Annotated in this window: 13 protein-coding genes; 4 read left to right on the top strand and 9 right to left on the bottom strand. The window is 62.6% G+C overall.

Annotation, left to right across the window (positions count from 1 at the left end; genetic code table 11):
* The first annotated feature begins 113 nt into the window (after positions 1–113).
* Entirely contained in the window at positions 114–575 is a 462-nt protein-coding gene (locus ACUXVA_RS27625) for an Lrp/AsnC family transcriptional regulator (RefSeq protein ID WP_445489319.1), read from the top strand.
* A 28-nt stretch (positions 576–603) separates the two neighbouring features.
* Here the strand turns inward: ACUXVA_RS27625 and ACUXVA_RS27630 are convergent, their stop codons facing one another.
* From ACUXVA_RS27630 to urtA, 9 genes are all read right to left on the bottom strand, one after another.
* Positions 604–1,557 (bottom strand): DMT family transporter, encoded by a 954-nt coding sequence (locus tag ACUXVA_RS27630; protein ID WP_445489321.1) that lies wholly within the window; start codon positions 1,555–1,557, stop codon positions 604–606.
* A 185-nt stretch (positions 1,558–1,742) separates the two neighbouring features.
* Complete coding sequence (locus ACUXVA_RS27635) at positions 1,743–2,582, bottom strand: aldo/keto reductase (RefSeq protein WP_265082744.1); 840 nt, start codon at positions 2,580–2,582, stop codon at positions 1,743–1,745.
* Positions 2,583–2,706: 124 nt separating this feature from the next.
* Entirely contained in the window at positions 2,707–3,048 is a 342-nt protein-coding gene (locus ACUXVA_RS27640) for an FmdB family zinc ribbon protein (protein ID WP_265082743.1), read from the bottom strand.
* Positions 3,049–3,117: 69 nt separating this feature from the next.
* Positions 3,118–4,347: a formamidase gene (gene fmdA / locus ACUXVA_RS27645; protein WP_265082742.1), complete on the bottom strand. Its 1,230-nt coding sequence runs from the start codon at positions 4,345–4,347 to the stop codon at positions 3,118–3,120.
* Positions 4,348–4,396: 49 nt separating this feature from the next.
* The gene (gene urtE, locus ACUXVA_RS27650; protein ID WP_265082741.1) at positions 4,397–5,086 is read right to left on the bottom strand and encodes an urea ABC transporter ATP-binding subunit UrtE; all 690 of its coding nucleotides are present in this window, start codon (positions 5,084–5,086) and stop codon (positions 4,397–4,399) included.
* 201 nt (positions 5,087–5,287) lie between these two features.
* Positions 5,288–6,043: an urea ABC transporter ATP-binding protein UrtD gene (urtD, locus tag ACUXVA_RS27655; protein WP_265082740.1), complete on the bottom strand. Its 756-nt coding sequence runs from the start codon at positions 6,041–6,043 to the stop codon at positions 5,288–5,290.
* Between the two features lie 10 nt (positions 6,044–6,053).
* Positions 6,054–7,199 carry an urea ABC transporter permease subunit UrtC gene (gene urtC / locus ACUXVA_RS27660; protein ID WP_265082739.1) on the bottom strand — a complete coding sequence of 382 codons (1,146 nt, stop codon included), beginning with the start codon at positions 7,197–7,199 and terminating at the stop codon, positions 6,054–6,056.
* A 19-nt stretch (positions 7,200–7,218) separates the two neighbouring features.
* Complete coding sequence (urtB, locus tag ACUXVA_RS27665) at positions 7,219–8,145, bottom strand: urea ABC transporter permease subunit UrtB (RefSeq protein ID WP_265082738.1); 927 nt, start codon at positions 8,143–8,145, stop codon at positions 7,219–7,221.
* 95 nt (positions 8,146–8,240) lie between these two features.
* Positions 8,241–9,500 carry an urea ABC transporter substrate-binding protein gene (gene urtA, locus ACUXVA_RS27670; RefSeq protein WP_265082737.1) on the bottom strand — a complete coding sequence of 420 codons (1,260 nt, stop codon included), beginning with the start codon at positions 9,498–9,500 and terminating at the stop codon, positions 8,241–8,243.
* Between the two features lie 159 nt (positions 9,501–9,659).
* On the opposite strand from urtA, the gene ACUXVA_RS27675 reads away from it, so the two are divergent.
* From ACUXVA_RS27675 to ACUXVA_RS27685, 3 genes are all read left to right on the top strand, one after another.
* Complete coding sequence (locus tag ACUXVA_RS27675) at positions 9,660–13,028, top strand: hybrid sensor histidine kinase/response regulator (RefSeq protein WP_265082736.1); 3,369 nt, start codon at positions 9,660–9,662, stop codon at positions 13,026–13,028.
* Positions 13,018–13,947, top strand: a complete 930-nt coding sequence (locus ACUXVA_RS27680) for a response regulator (RefSeq protein ID WP_265082735.1) — start codon at positions 13,018–13,020, stop codon at positions 13,945–13,947. Before ACUXVA_RS27675 ends, ACUXVA_RS27680 begins: the two co-directional genes overlap by 11 nt.
* 190 nt (positions 13,948–14,137) lie before the next feature.
* Entirely contained in the window at positions 14,138–15,343 is a 1,206-nt protein-coding gene (locus tag ACUXVA_RS27685; RefSeq protein ID WP_265082734.1) for an ABC transporter substrate-binding protein, read from the top strand.
* The last annotated feature ends 3 nt before the right edge of the window (positions 15,344–15,346 follow it).

The raw sequence follows: 15,346 nt of genomic DNA on the forward strand, positions 1-15,346 counted from the left end.
GTGACCGCCAGTTTACCCGCTCCATCAGGCGAAACTTCTCAAATCATCGCGACAAAGGCCGCATTATTGGGATAAAATAGCTGCCTGATCGTCAATTCCGTGGATTCATCCCAATGTCGCACCTCGACGCCATCGACCGCAAAATTCTCGGCGTACTGCAGACCGACAGCCGCATCACCATGCAGGAGCTCGCCGAACGGGTCGGGCTGTCGGTGTCGCCGTGCCATCGCCGGGTCAAGCTGCTGGAGGAGCGCGGCGTCATCGCCCGCTACATGGCGCTGGTCGACCAGAAGTCGCTCGGCCTGCATGTCAGCGTGTTCATTTCCATCAAGCTTGTCAGGCAGAAGGAGGAAGACCTCGAGCGCTTTGCGAAAGCGATCTCCGGCTGGGAGGAAGTGCTGGAATGCTACCTGATGACCGGCAACCGCGACTACCTGTTGCGCGTGGTCGCCGCCGACCTGTCATCCTATGAGACCTTCCTGAAAACAAAACTGACCCGGCTCGACGGCATCGCCTCGATCGAATCCAGCTTCGCTCTCAGCCAGGTGAAATATTCCATCGCGCTGCCGGTGTGAACAGCATCGCCGCGGAGGACGATGCGGGTCATGCGCTCGGATAGGGCTCGGCCGGCAGCGCCGGCCGCAACCGGCGCAGGCGCTCGCGATGCGCGGTATAGACGCCGCTGGAGATGATGATCGCCGCTCCCACGAAGGTCCAGACATCAGGCACTTCGCCGAACACGACGAAGCCGAGCAGCGTGACCCAGACCGGCTGGACATAGGAGAACGGCGCCAGCACGGAGGCATCGGCATAACGGAAGGCCAGCACGACGATCCAGTGGCCCAGGGTCGAGGACACGCCAATGCCGACGCCCAGCAGGATCTGCGGCCAGCTCGGCGTGACCCAGTAGAACGGGACGATGACGCTGATCACCAGGAAGCCGGTGACGGCCGAAAAGGCCATGGTCGTGATCGCCCGATCGACGCCGGTGATCTTGCGGGTCAGGACCAGGGCCGCCGCCCAGCCGAGCGCGGAGAGGATCGGAAACACTGCCGCGGGGTGGAAGGCCGATGTCCCGGGCCGCACCACCACCAGCACGCCGATGAGGCCGAGCGTCGTGGCGATCCAGCGCCGCATGCCGACCTTCTCGCGAAGAAACAGAATGGATAGTCCGGTGACGAACACCGGCGCGATGAAGGCCGTCGCTGCGGCTTCGGCGATCGGCAGATAGCTCAGCCCGGTGATGAAGAAGATCGACGAACTCAGCAGCGCCAGCCCGCGCCACACCTGCACCAGCGGCCGGGCCGAACGCATCGGGTTGCCCGCGGATGGCGCCAGAACGATCGGCAGCATGATCAGCACGAACACCAGGAAGCGGATCCAGGTGACCTCCGGCGCCGGCAGGCTGCGTGCAAGATATTTGGCCATCGCATCGGACGCCGCGAGAAACAACGTCGAGGCGATGATCATCGTGATGCCACGGAACGGCCGATCGGTATGACGGTGGAGCGGTGCGGGAGCTCCGACGATCTTCGGCGGCGGAAAATGGCTTGTCACTAGGGGAACCGTTCACGTGGCTGGCAATGAAGCTCACCGCGCACCACGGGAGCCGAATCGAATGCCACCTCACAAAACGACGTTCGCGAACGCGCGACAAGTGACGATAACAGGACTCGGATATGCACGCAGCGGGCGAACGCTGACGATCTTACCTCAAGTGCAGCGCAGCATATCAGATCGCACTACAGCATCGGCAGACTCGCGGGCTCGCGCCCCAGCGGGAACGCCTCACCGATGACAGCAAGTTCGGCCGCGCTCAACTCCAGCGCGCCGGCAGCCGCATTGTCCTCCGCATGCGCGGCCGACGCCGCCTTGGGAATGGCGAACAACGATGACCGCTGTGTGAGAAAAGCCAGCGCGACCTGATGCGGCGTGGCACCGTGGGCATCACCGATGCGCTGCAGGATCTTGCCGCCGGCGGAACGCGGCGAGGGAAAGTCGTTGTGGCCAAATGGCGAATAGGCCACCACCGCGACGCCATGCTGCTCGCACCACGGGATGACCGCGTGCTCGATGGCGCGTTCCTGCAGGTGATACAGCACCTGATTGCAGGCGATGCTGCCCTTGGCCGCGACCTTGCTCAGCGCATGGAGATCGCCGGCGTCGAAATTGCTGACACCCCAACTGCGGATCTTGCCAGCGCTAACGAGGTCTTCGAGGCCGGCAACGGTTTCCGCGAGGGGGATCTGGCCGCGCCAGTGCAGCAGGTAGCAGTCCAGCCGGTCGGTCCGCAGCCGCTTCAGCGAGCGTTCGCAGGCGGCGACGGTCCCCTGCCGCGAGGCGTTGTTCGGCAGCACCTTGGAGACCAGGAACACCTCGTCGCGCCGGCCGGCGATGGCCTCGCCCACCACCGGCTCGGCGTCGCCATACATCTCCGCAGTGTCGATATGGGTCATGCCAAGGTCGAGGCCACGCTGCAGCGCAGCAATAGCCTCCGACCGATCACCGCGGTCGATGTACCAGGTGCCCTGCCCGATCACCGGCACGGACGGGCCGCTCGCTCCGAATTTGTGCTGCCTCAAGAGTGCCTCTGGTCTGCCGCAACGCCGTCGCAACGCGCCACCGCCCCCACGAGGCAGTGCGCGTGAAGCCATATCTAGCCGATCTGGCGGAAGATGTCGCGCAAACGATTGCCGCGGCCTCGGGTCAGTGGCTGATCATCCACGGCCGCGCCGTCGGGAAGCTCTTGCCGCCGCTTCTGGTCTTGGCGACCAGCCGTGACGGCTTCTTGCCGGAGCAGCAGCCGCAGCCCGGCGCGTGCGATGCCTTGTATTCGGCGACGGTCTTCGGCGCGTGGGAGCTGCGCTCGTTGGTGGCGTGCGCCTTGCGCTGAGCCGAGGGCATGCAGAAAAATGCCGGCGCGGTGAGGATCACCCGCGGTGCCGTAGCAGCGCATTGCGGGCAGTCATGCGGCTCATCGCATTCAGCCATCGGCCGCATCTCGGTGAAGGGACCGCAGTCGTCGCAGAGATATTCATAGACCGGCATTTCATTCTTCCTCGCTGGTCATTCCGGGACGCGGTCGTACGAATGCGACCGCGCCCGGAACGACGTCGTTTATTTGTCCTGCGACAGCGGCATCTGGATCGAGCCGTCGATGTGCTTGATCGGGCCCAGCGACGACGGATTGATATCGAAGTCGAAGATCTCCGTCGGCAGCCACAGCGTGGCGCAGGCATTGGGCACGTCGACAACGCCGGAGATGTGGCCCTGGCACGGCGCTGTGCCGAGGATCGAATAGGCCTGGGCGCCGGAATAGCCGAACTTCTTCAGATACTCGATCGCATTCAGGCACGCCTGACGATAGGCGATGTGGACGTCGAGGTAATGCTGCTTGCCGGCCTCATCGACCGAGATGCCTTCGAAGATCAGGAAGTCCTTGTAGTTCGGCGTCATCGGCGACGGCTTGAAAACCGGATTCTTGATGCCGTATTTCGCCACACCGTCCTTGATGACCTCGACCTTGATATGCAGCCAGCCCGCCATCTCGATGGCGCCGCAGAAGGTGATTTCGCCATCGCCCTGCGAGAAGTGCAGATCGCCCATCGAGAGACCGCCGCCCGGTACATAGACCGGGAAGTACACTTTCGAGCCGCGCGACAGATCCTTGATGTCGCAATTGCCGCCGTGTTCGCGCGGCGGTACGGTGCGCGCGCCTTCGGCCGCGGCCTTGTCGCGGGCTTCGCCCTTGAGCCGGCCCATATGGGCGGTCGGGCCGAACGGCGGATTGGCGAGGCCTGGAACGCGGGTCGGGTTGGTGTCGATCAGCGCCTGTTCGCGTGTATTCCAAGTCGACAGCAGTTTCGGATCGGGCAGACAGCCGATCAGGCCGGGGTGGATTAACCCTGCAAAGTTCACGCCCGGGATGTGCCGGGACGACGTGAACATGCCCTTGAAGTCCCAGATCGACTTCTGCGCCAGCGGGAAATGGTCGGTGAGAAAGCCGCCGCCATTCTGCTTGGAGAAGAAGCCGTTGAAGCCCCATTGCGAGTCCTTCATCGGACCGACATCGAGCAGATCGACGACCAGGAGATCGCCCGGCTCAGCGCCCTTGACGCCGATCGGGCCGGACAGGAAGTGCACGATCGACAGATCGATATCGCGCACGTCGTCTGCGGAATCGTTGTTCTTGATGAAGCCGCCGGTCCAGTCATAGGTCTCGACAATGAAATCATCGCCAGGATTGACCCACGCCACCATGGGCACGTCGGGATGCCAGCGGTTGTGGATCATGTCGTTGTCATAGGCCGACTGCGTCAAATCGACCTTGATGATGGTCTCTGGCATCGATAGCTCCCCTTCGGTTACACGGCTTGGCGAATAGGCTGGCGAATAATTAAACGGACAGGTATTTGGCGATCTGCGCGGCATCGATCCCCTCGCGTGCCTCATCGCGGACGATCTCGCCGTTCTCGATCACCAGCACGCGGTCGGCGACGTCGAGCGCGAAACTCAGCACCTGTTCGGACACGATGATCGACAGGCCCTTGGTGTCGCGGATGCGCTTCAGCGTCCGCGCCATCTCCTTGATGATCGACGGCTGGATGCCTTCGGTGGGCTCATCGAGCAGCAGCACCTTCGGCTTGGTGGCGAGCGCACGCGCAATGGCGAGCTGCTGTTGCTGTCCGCCGGACAGGTTGCCGCCGCGGCGGCCCTTCATTTCCAGCAGCACCGGAAATAGCTCATAAAGATCGGCCGGCACGTCCTTTTCGCCGGAGGCGACGAGGCCGGTCTCGATATTCTCCTTGACCGTCATATGCGAGAAGATCATGCGGCCCTGCGGCACGTAGGCTAGTCCTTTGTAGACCCGCTCATAGCTCTTCAACCCGCTGAGTTCGGCGCCCTCCATCTTTACCGAACCGCTTCTGGTCGGCACGATGCCCATCAGCGACTTCATCAGCGTGGTCTTGCCCATGCCGTTCCGGCCCATGATCGCGACGATCTCGTTGGGCTGCACAGCGATGTTGAGCCCGTGCAGCACCTCGCTCTGGCCGTAGGCGACGTGGAGATCGTTAATCGCAAGCATGATGGCCTCCAAAGTATCCAACGGCGCCGTAAGCTCCCTCTCCCCGCTTGCGGGGAGAGGGTTGGGGTGAGGGGCAGCCAGAGAGACTCTCGGACTCCCCCTCACCCGGATCGCGCGCGGTGCGCGCGCGATCCGACCTCTCCCCGCAAGCGGGGAGAGGTGAAACCGCGCTTGTCGCAAGTTCAAACCGCATCATCATCCTCAATGCCCCAGATAAACTTCGATGACCTTCGGGTCGTTCTTGACCTTCTCCATCGAGCCTTCCGACAGTATCTGGCCCTGGTGCAGGACTGTGACCTTGTGGGCGATGTCCTCGACGAACTTCATATCGTGCTCGATCACCAGAACCGACCGGTTCTTGATGATTGTGTTGAGCAATTCGGCGGTCTTGATGCGCTCGCTGACGCTCATGCCGGCGACCGGTTCGTCGAGCATCAGGAGGTCCGGGTCCTGGATCAGCAGCATGCCGATCTCCAGCCACTGCTTCTGGCCGTGGCTGAGCAATTCGGCCGACATGTTGAGGCGATCCTTGAGAAAGATCATCTCGGCGACTTCCTCGACCCGGTCGCGCACCACCGCGTCACGCTTGAAGGTCAGCGCGCCGAACACGCTGCGGCCGCGCGGGAAGGAAATCTCCAGATTCTCGAACACGGTGAGATCGTCATAAATCGACGGCGTCTGGAATTTACGGCCGACACCGGCCTGGACGATCTGGTTCTCCTTCATCTTCGTGAGGTCCTTGTCACGAAAATGGATGGCGCCCGACGTGGCCTTGGTCTTGCCGCAGATCAGATCGAGCACCGTGGTCTTGCCGGCGCCGTTGGGCCCGATGATGACGCGGATCTCGTTCTCCTCGACGTAGAAGGAGAGGTCGTTGACGGCCTTGAAGCCATCGAATGACACAGTCAGTCCCTCCACCGCGAGCAGGAAATCCTTGGGCTGGTGACCGATCAGCATGTTCGTCTCCTCACTCTGCCGGGGCGCCATCGGCGACCGAGGTATCGGTCCAGCCGTTCTTCTTCGAATCCTTCCTGCGCAGCAGCCGGTCGATGCGCGGCTGCACGTAATCGCTCCAGATCCCGGCAAGCCCGTTCGGGAATGCCAGCACCACCGCGATGAACAGGCCGCCGAGCCCGAACAGCCAGAGTTCGGGAAAGGATTCCGAGAAGCTGGTCTTGGCGAAGTTGACCAGTAGCGTGCCGTAGACCGCGCCGAGGATCGACAGCCGGCCGCCGACCGCGGTGTAAATCACCATCTCGATGGACGGCACGATGCCGACGAAGGACGGCGACATGAAGCCGACCTGCAACGCGAACATGGCGCCGCCGATCGCCGCAAAGATTGCAGCGACGCAGAAGGCGAATATCTTGAAGTTGGCGACGCTGTAGCCGGAGAACCTCACGCGGTCCTCCTTGTCGCGCATCGCCACCAGGATGCGGCCGAGCTTGGAGCGACGGATGAACTGGGCGACGAAGATGCAGCCGAACAGGCAGGCAACCTCGAAGAAATACAGCACGATCTTAGCGTGGTCCGGACGGATGTCCCAGCCTTTCAGGGTGCGCAGGTCGGTCATGCCGTTGATGCCGCCGGTGTAGCCCTGCTGGCCGACGATCAGGATGGTGAGGATCGCCGCCACCGCCTGGGTGATGATGGCGAAATAGGTGCCGCCGACGCGGCGCTTGAACATGGCGGCGCCGATGACGAAGGCGAAGAATGCCGGCACCACGATGATGGCGATCACGGTAAAGGTCAGGCTGTGGAACGGCTTCCAGAAGAACGGCAGTTCGGTGATCTGATTCCAGTCCATGAAATCCGGAATACCGGGCGTCGACTGGATCTTGGTGTTTTCCGGGCTGGACGCTTCAAGCTTGAGAAACATCGCCATGCAGTAGCCGCCGAGGCCGAAGAACACGCCCTGGCCGAGGCTGAGAATGCCGCCATAGCCCCAGCAGATCACCAGCCCGACCGCCACGAACGCATATGTGAGGTACTTCGCAACCAGGTTGAGACGGAACACGTCGAGCGTCAGCGGCAGGATCACCACCAGCAGGACTGCGAGCGCGAGGATGCCGAGAAGTTCCGGCCGATTGACGAGACGCGCATTGTCGGACATTGGCTTCAGCCCTTTATGGTTACTTGCGGACCTTGAGAGCAAACAGGCCCTGCGGGCGCAGCATCAGGATTCCGACGACGGCCAGCAGGGTCAGCACCTTGGCCATCGAACCGGACATGAAGAATTCCATGGTCGATTGCGCCTGCGAGATGGTGAAGGCGGAGGCGATGGTGCCGACCAGGCTGGCGGCGCCGCCGAACACCACGACGAGGAAGGTGTCGACGATGTAGAGCTGACCGGAGGTCGGCCCGGTCGAGCCGATCATGGTGAAGGCCGATCCGGCGATGCCGGCAATGCCGCAACCCAGGCCAAACGTGTAGCAGTCGACACGCTCGGTATTGATACCGACGGCGCCGGCCATCACGCGGTTCTGCACGACAGCGCGGACCTGGCGGCCCCAGCGCGACTTGTACATGATCCAGGCGACCGCCATGGTGATCAGCAGCGTCAGCCCCATCACGAAGATGCCATTGATCGGCACTTCGATGGTGTCGGTCACGCGCTGCGAGCCCATCATCCACTGCGGCAGTTCGACGCCGACTTCGCGAGCCCCGAAGATCGAACGATAGGCCTGCTGCAGGATCAGGCTGAGGCCCCAGGTGGCCAGCAGCGTATCCAGCGGGCGCTTGTAGAGATGCCGGATCAGCGCCCATTCCACCAGCATGCCCAGCGCCCCGGAGGCGATGAAGGCCAGGATCATGGCGACGAAGAAGTAGCCGGAGAACAGCGACGGCAAAAACGTCTGAAAGAAGTTCGAAGTCATCCAGGTGACGTAGGCACCGAGGATCATGAATTCGCCGTGCGCCATGTTGATGACGCCCATCTGGCCGAAAATGATCGCGAGGCCGAGCGCCATCAGCACATAGACCGAGAACAGGATCAGCCCGGCAAAACCCTGCATCGCGAAAATGGCGCCGAGATCGCCAATCGAATACTCGCCGAACATGGATCCGTCCTCCGTGGGAAAGGGTCCCCGCGTCGCAAGCGACGCGGGGTCGTTTTTCGCGGATAGGTCGTCCGCGTCTGGGAGAAGTGAGGCTCTTACTGGTAGCCCTTGGGGAACGGATCCGGCTCGACCAGGTCGGCGGTCTCGTAGACCACGTCGAACTGGCCATCGAGACGCGCCTTGCCGACGCGGGTCTTGGACCACAGGTGATGGTTCTCGTGGATCCGCACATAGCCTTCCGGCGCGCCCTTGAACTCGATGCCGGGCGACGCCGCTGCGACCTTGTCGATGTCGAAGGAGCCGGCCTTCTCGACGGTGAGCTTCCACAGCCACGGTCCCAGATACGCAGCCTGGGTGACGTCGCCGATCACGGTCTTTTCGCCCCACATCTTGTGGAAGGCCGGGACGAATTTGGCGTTGTTGTCGTTCTTCAGCGACTGGAAGTACTTCATGCAGGCATAGGCGCCCGCGATGTTCTCGCCGCCGATACCGTCGATTTCGTCCTCGGTGACCGAGATGGTCAGCAGCGTCTGCTTGTTGAGATCGATGCCGGCGGCCTTGAGCTGTTTGTAGAAGGCGACGTTGGAGCCGCCGACCACGTCGGTGAAGATCACGTCCGGCTTGGTCAGCTTGATCTTGTTGATGACCGAATTGAACTGGGTGTGACCGAGCGGGAAATACTCTTCGCCCACGACCTTGAGCTTGAGCATGTTCTCGATGTGCTTGCGCGCGATCTTGTTCGAGGTGCGCGGCCAGATGTAATCGGAGCCGATGAAGTAGAACGACTTGGCGCCCTTCTCCTTGGTGATCCAGTTGATGCCGGCGAGGATCTGCTGGGTGGCTTCCTGGCCGGTGTAGATCACGTTCTTGGACTGCTCCAGACCTTCGTAGAAGGTCGGGTAATACAGCATGCCGTTATACTGCTCCATGACCGGCAGCACGGCCTTGCGCGACGCCGAGGTCCAGCAGCCCATGATGGCGGCGACCTTGTCGTTGACCAGCAGCTTCTTGGCCTTTTCGGCGAAAGTCGGCCAGTCCGAGGCGCCGTCTTCCTGGATGAACTTGATCTTGCGACCGAGCACGCCACCCATGGCGTTGATCTGTTCGATGGCCAGCTTCTCGGCCTCGATCGAGCCGGTTTCCGAGATCGCCATGGTGCCGGTCGCGGAATGCAGGATGCCGACGGTGACTTCCGTATCGGTCACCGCCAGGCCGGTGGTGTTGACCGCCGAAGTCGCAGGCGACTGCGCAAAAGATGGGCGCGGAAGCATCGTCAATGCGGGCAGCGCCGCCATGCCCATCAGCAATTTTCGCCGCAACGGCGAATGTAGGCCCGGTTTCTTCTCGTCTGACATGTCAACCCCACCTGTTTCGAGGACGCCTATTGGTAAGGCAAGCATGGGTGAAGTTGTGCGATGCACAGATACGTGAGAACGCGTATACTGCACCGCAAAATGGCGACGTAGGTTTTTGCCAAGGCGCAACTGCGTAGCGTGACTGGTCAGGAGCGGAATGTGGCAGGGCGACAGCGGATCGACCGCGTCAGGCGCCAGTACAATCAATGGGTCGCCAACCAGACTCTTGAGGATTACGCGCTGCGGTTCACCGCAAAGAGCGCGCGCCGCTGGTCATCGACCCGGGTCGCCAATACCGCGCTCGGCGCCATCTCATTCCTGGCGCTGGAAGCCATCGGCGGCACCATCACCATCAACTACGGCGTCACCAATGCCACCGCAGCGATCCTGGTGGTCAGCCTGATTATCTTCTGCTGCGGCCTGCCCATCGCGTACCAGGCGGCGAAATGCGGCATCGACATCGATCTGCTGACCCGCGGCGCGGGCTTCGGCTATATCGGCTCGACCATCACCTCGCTGATCTACGCCTCCTTCACGTTCATCTTCTTCGCCATCGAGGCCGTCATCATGGCGACCGCGTTGGAGATGTGCTTCGACATCCCGCGCCCGATCGGCTACCTGATTTCCGCAGTGGTGATCATCCCGGTGGTGATCTACGGCATCACGCTGATCAGCCGTTTCCAGCTGTGGACCCAGCCGCTGTGGTTCATCCTCAATATCCTGCCCTTCGCGGCGATAGCCTGGAGCAGCCGCGACTCCTTCGTCGAATGGACCAAGTTTCCCGGCGAACACGGCGACCCCGCGGGGCATCTCGATCTGCTGCTGTTCGGCACCGCCGCCTCGGTGGTGTTCTCGCTGGTCGCCCAGATCGGCGAGCAGGTCGATTTCCTGCGCTTCCTGCCGCGCGAGCGCCGCAGCGCCAAGGCTTCGTGGTGGGTGGCGATGCTGTGCGCCGGCCCCGGCTGGATCGTGGTCGGCGCGCTGAAGCTGCTGGCCGGTTCGTTCCTGGCCTATTTCGCGCTCAGCCACGGCGTCACCGCCGAACATGCCGCAGAACCCGCGCATATGTACCTGCAGGCCTTCCGCTATGTGCTGTCGCAGCCGGACCTGGCGCTGGCACTGACCGGGACCTTCGTGATCCTGTCGCAGATCAAGATCAACGTCACCAACGCCTATGCCGGCTCGATCGCCTGGTCGAACTTCTTCTCCCGCCTCACCCACAGCCATCCCGGCCGCGTGGTCTGGCTGGTGTTCAACGTGCTTGTGGCGCTGCTGCTGATGGAGATCGGCGTCTACAAGGCGCTCGAACAGACGCTGGCGCTGTATTCCAACGTCGCCATCGCCTGGGTCGGCGCGCTGGTCGCGGACCTCGTGATCAACAAGCCGCTCCGGCTCCGTCCGCAGCACATGGAATTCAAACGCGCGCATCTCTACGACATCAACCCGGTCGGCGTCGGCGCCATGCTGGTCGCCACCGTGGTCTCGATCAGCGCTTTCTACGGCCTGTTCGGCTCTACCGCGAAGGCGCTGTCGCCGTTCGTCGCGCTGGTCACGGCTTTGGTAACCGCCCCCGTCATCGCCTGGGCCACAGACGGCAAATACTACATCGCGCGAAAGCCGAAGCGCGCCTGGCAGAACCTGCCGGTGATTCCCTGCTGTATCTGCGAGCATTCGTTCGAACCCGAGGACATGGCGCATTGCCCAGCCTACGCAGGCCCGATCTGCTCGCTGTGCTGTTCGCTGGATGCCCGCTGCCATGACCTCTGCAAGCCACATGCGCGGATCCAGGCGCAGGTCTCGGTGGCATTGGGAAAATTGCTGCCGGAGCCGATCTATGCGCGGATCAACTCGCAGCTCGGCCATTACCTCGGCGTATTCGCCCTGTCGGCCGGACTGGTCGCGCTGACGCTGGCGCTGATCTACCTGCAGACTTCGGCGTCGGCACACGCCGATAACCTGCAGATCTCCGATGTGCTGTGGAAAGTGTTCTTTGCGCTGACCATCATCATCGGCGTGGTCGCCTGGCTGTTCGTGCTGGCGCAACAGAGCCGCCGCGCCGCCGAGGCCGAGACGCTGCGCCAGACCACATTGCTGATGCAGGAAATCGATGCCCATAAGCGCACCGACGCCGAGTTGCAGCGCGCCAAGGAAGTGGCGGAATCCGCCAACCTGGCGAAAAGCCGCTACGTCGTCGGCCTCAGCCACGAACTGCGCTCGCCCCTCAACGCCATCAGCGGCTACGCGCAGTTGCTGGAGCAGGACGCCAGCCTGCTGGACAAGCCGCGCGACCAGGTCCGGGTCGTCAAGCGCAGCGCCGACCATCTGTCGGGGCTTATCGACGGCATTCTGGATATCTCCAAGATCGAAGCCGGTCGGCTGTATCTGTCGCGCGACGAGGTCCGCCTCACCGATTTTCTCGATCAGCTGGTCGGCATGTTCCGCCTGCAGGCCACGGCGAAGGGCATCGATTTCGTGTTCCGGCGGCCGGGCGTATTGCCGCTAGTGGTCTATGCCGATGAGAAGCGCCTGCGCCAGATCCTGATCAATCTCCTGTCCAACGCCATCAAGTTCACGCAAGCCGGCAGCGTCCAGTTCGTCATCCACTATCGCAGCCCGGTCGCCGAGTTCGAGGTGATCGACACCGGTCCGGGCATCCGCGCCGACGACCTGGAGCGCATCTTTGCGCCGTTCGAGCGCGGCGCGCTGGGCGTGTCGCAACCGCACACCGGCACCGGTCTCGGGCTGACCATCAGCAAGCTCCTGGCCGGCGTGATGGGCGGCGACATCCGCGTAACCAGCATGGTGGGCGCCGGCAGCACCTTCCGGGTCAAGATGCTGCTGTCGGAAGTCACCAACCCGACCCGGATTGCACCGGTGGATGCGCCGATCTTCGGCTATCACGGCCCGCGCAAGACGATCCTGATCACCGACGACGATCCGACCCAGCGCGACCTGGTGCGCGAAGTGCTGACGCCGCTGGGCTTCATTCTCCTCAGTGCGCCTGACGGCCCCGCCTGCCTCAATCTGGCGCAGCATTGCCGGCCCGACCTGTTCCTGCTCGACATTTCCATGGCCGGCATGGACGGCTGGACTGTAGCGGAAACCCTGCGCGCGACCGGTCACCACCAGGCGCGCATCCTGATGGTCTCGGCCAGCGCGCTGGAGGCGCACGGTGCGCCGCTGGCGCAGCCATTTCACGACGGCTACCTGATGAAGCCGATCGATATCCCCCGCCTGCTCGAACTGATCGGACAACTCCTGAAAATCGAATGGCAATACGAGCGCGGCCAGCTTCCGGTCGCGCCCTGGAAACCGAGCGGCCCACGCCCCGCCGTCAGGCATGTGGAAGAGCTCATGAGCCTCGGCCAGATGGGCTACATCCGCGCCATCCAGCTGAAGCTCGACGAGATCGACAGCGATCATCCCGAGCAGGCCGACTTCGTGGCGCAGATGCGCTCGCTGGTCGACCGCTTCGATCTCGACCAGTACATGGCCACGCTGAAGACGTTGCACAGCCATGAACATTGATCCGAAAAAGCGCGACATCGCGCTCGTCGTGGACGATTCCCCGGAGACCCTGCGGCTCCTCACCGACGCGCTGGACGGCGCCGGCATGACCGTGATGGTGGCTATGGACGGCGCCGCAGCGATGCGCATCGTCGAACAGATTACCCCGGACATCATCCTGCTCGACGCCGTGATGCCCGGCATGGACGGCTTCGAGACCTGCCGCCGCCTGAAGCGCGACGCCGGGATCAGCGACGTGCCGGTGATCTTCATGACCGGGCTTGCCGAGACCGAACACATCGTGCGCGGCCTTGAAGTCGGCGGCGTCGACTACGTGACCAAGCCGATCGTGATCGAGGAAATGATCGCGCGGATCCGCGTCCATCTTGCCAATGCGCGGCTGACCCAGAGCGCGCGCACGGCGCTCGACGTCTCCGGTCGCTTCCTGCTGGCGGTCGATGGCGATGGCAGCATTCTGTGGGCAACCCCGCAGGCGCAAAAGCTGCTGGCCGATAATCTCGCCGCTGGCGTCGACGACGATCTGGTATTGCCGCCGCCCTTGCTGCAGTGGCTCCGCCAGGCACAAAGCGGCGTATCCGGTTCGAAGGCGGGGACTTCGGCGTCCTTTCCTCATAACGATCAGTTGCGGCTGCAATATATGGGCAAGGTCGGCCCCAACGAATTCCTGCTGCGCCTCGCAAAGGAATCCACCGCCAGTGTGCCGGCGGAGTTCAGCAAGGAGCTCGGCCTCACCAGTCGCGAGGGCGAGGTGCTGACCTGGCTCAGCAAGGGCAAGAGCAACCGCGACATCGCGCAGATCCTCGGTCTCAGCCCACGCACCGTGGACAAGCACCTGGAGCAGATCTACGCCAAGCTCGGCGTCGAGAACCGCACCGCGGCTGCGGCGATCGCGGTGAATGCGAGTCATAAGCGGCAATAGCGGTACAAGCCGCGCCAAACTATCTGCATTCCTCGTCGGCTGAACATCGCACTGCACGCGAGACGCTATCGCGTTGCCGCAAGCACGCCCTGTCATAATTCGCTATTGACAAACTCTTTCGCTAATAACTAATTCGCTGGCAACGATCGAATGAAGGCCTGGCAAAAGGCCGCATTGGGGAGAGAGACATATGAAACGCCAGTTGCTGGTGTGCGCAGCCGTGCTCACGCTTTGGACATCCGCCGCTTCCGCACAGATTTCCGACGACGTGGTCCGCATCGGCGTGCTCACGGACCTCTCGAGCTGGGGACGCGACAACAGCGGTCCCGGTTCGGTCGAAGCCGCGAAAATGGCGGTTGAGGAATTCGGGCCCACCGTTCTCGGCAAGCCGATCGAGATCGTCAGCGCCGACCACCAGATGAAGTCGGATGTCGGCGTCCAGATCGCGCGCAACTGGTTCGACGCAGGCAAGGTCGATGCCATCGCCGATATTCCGAACTCGGCGATTGCCATCGCCGTTCACAATCTCGCCCGTGAGCGCAACAGGATTGCGCTACTGTCGGGTCCGGGTGCCAGCTCGATCACCGACGAGCTGTGCAGCCCGAACACTGTACAGTTCACCTACGATACCTATGCGCTGTCGAAGGTCACCGCTTCGGCTGTGATCGCCGAGGGCGGCAAATCATGGTTTTTCATTACGGCTGACTATGCCTTCGGCAACCAGCTCGAACAGGACGCCACGCGCTTCATCAAGGCAGGCGGCGGCACGGTGCTCGGCAGCGTGCGCCACCCAACCAATACCGCCGACTTTTCCTCCTTCGCGCTGCAGGCTCAGAGCTCGAAAGCCGAAGTTGTGGCCTTCGCCAATGCTGGCCAGGACACCGATAATTCGATCAAGCAGTCTGGTGAATTCGGTCTTGGCAAAGGCGGCCAGAAACTGGTTGGCCTGCTGATGTTCGACACCGACGTTCACGCCATCGGGCTTGAAGCCGCGCAAGGCACCTATCTCACCACAGCGTCGTACTGGAACATGAACGACAAGACGCGGGCTTGGTCGAAGAAGTTCTTTGCCCGGACCAACGTGATGCCGACCATGATTCAGACCGGCGTCTACGGCTCCGTGCTGCACTACCTGAAGGCCATCAAGGCGGCTGGCACCGACGATCCCGCCAAGGTAATGGCGGCAATGCGCGCAATTCCGATCGAAGACACCTTCGTACACGGCGGCAAGCTGCGCGAGGACGGCCGCGTCATCCGCGACATGTATCTGGCCCGGGTCAAGAAGCCGTCGGAGTCGAAGGAGCCCTGGGACTACCTCGATATCGTCAAGACCGTCAAAGGCGAGGACGCCTTCCGACCGGTCTCCGAATCGAAGTGCCCGCTGCTGAAAAAGTAGGAC

Source organism: Rhodopseudomonas sp. RCAM05734, from assembly GCF_052658035.1.

Coding starts and splice junctions, on each gene's coding strand:
- ACUXVA_RS27625 (WP_445489319.1), top strand. CDS start 114: ATGTCGCACCTCGACGCCATCGACCGCAAAATTCTCGGCGTACTGCAG.
- ACUXVA_RS27640 (WP_265082743.1), bottom strand. CDS start 3,048: ATGCCGGTCTATGAATATCTCTGCGACGACTGCGGTCCCTTCACCGAG.
- fmdA (WP_265082742.1), bottom strand. CDS start 4,347: ATGCCAGAGACCATCATCAAGGTCGATTTGACGCAGTCGGCCTATGAC.
- urtE (WP_265082741.1), bottom strand. CDS start 5,086: ATGCTTGCGATTAACGATCTCCACGTCGCCTACGGCCAGAGCGAGGTG.
- urtD (WP_265082740.1), bottom strand. CDS start 6,043: ATGCTGATCGGTCACCAGCCCAAGGATTTCCTGCTCGCGGTGGAGGGA.
- urtC (WP_265082739.1), bottom strand. CDS start 7,199: ATGTCCGACAATGCGCGTCTCGTCAATCGGCCGGAACTTCTCGGCATC.
- urtB (WP_265082738.1), bottom strand. CDS start 8,145: ATGTTCGGCGAGTATTCGATTGGCGATCTCGGCGCCATTTTCGCGATG.
- urtA (WP_265082737.1), bottom strand. CDS start 9,500: ATGTCAGACGAGAAGAAACCGGGCCTACATTCGCCGTTGCGGCGAAAA.
- ACUXVA_RS27680 (WP_265082735.1), top strand. CDS start 13,018: ATGAACATTGATCCGAAAAAGCGCGACATCGCGCTCGTCGTGGACGAT.
- ACUXVA_RS27685 (WP_265082734.1), top strand. CDS start 14,138: ATGAAACGCCAGTTGCTGGTGTGCGCAGCCGTGCTCACGCTTTGGACA.